The sequence below is a fragment of the Massilia sp. CT11-108 genome (assembly GCF_047302915.1).
GTDB classification, from domain to species: Bacteria; Pseudomonadota; Gammaproteobacteria; order Burkholderiales; family Burkholderiaceae_D; genus Telluria; species Telluria orientalis.
Genome location: NZ_JBKYMO010001519.1, coordinates 1 through 272, shown reverse-complemented (window position 1 = coordinate 272; position 272 = coordinate 1). Strand labels below are relative to the sequence as shown.

Annotated in this window: 1 protein-coding gene; it reads right to left on the bottom strand. The window is 54.0% G+C overall.

Features of this window, described 5'->3' with window-relative positions; translation table 11 throughout:
- The coding region (locus ACEN88_RS35480) for an uL30 family ribosomal protein (RefSeq protein ID WP_413347090.1) at nt 1-69 on the bottom strand (69 nt) is incomplete at its 3' end.
- Nucleotides 70-272 lie beyond the last annotated feature (203 nt).

Here is a 272-nt window from a genome sequence, read left to right as displayed (position 1 = left end):
GACAAAGACACCGTTGTTGATCTGGAGGAGTCGGAGCAACTGAAGGATCTTCTTGGGCTTGGGGGCGATCTTGGAGATACTGGCTGGTCAGCAACCCCCTTGACAGTTCGATCTCAGATACTCACCCCTTGAGCCTGACGACAAAGTAGACCTTTGGCTGAGCGGCGACGTAGAAGTCACCAGTCTTCCTGGCCTCTCGCTTCAATCGGATCTCCTCCTTCTCCTGGGATCGGTACTCCTTGACGTATTCATCGGCACGCTTGAAGATGACC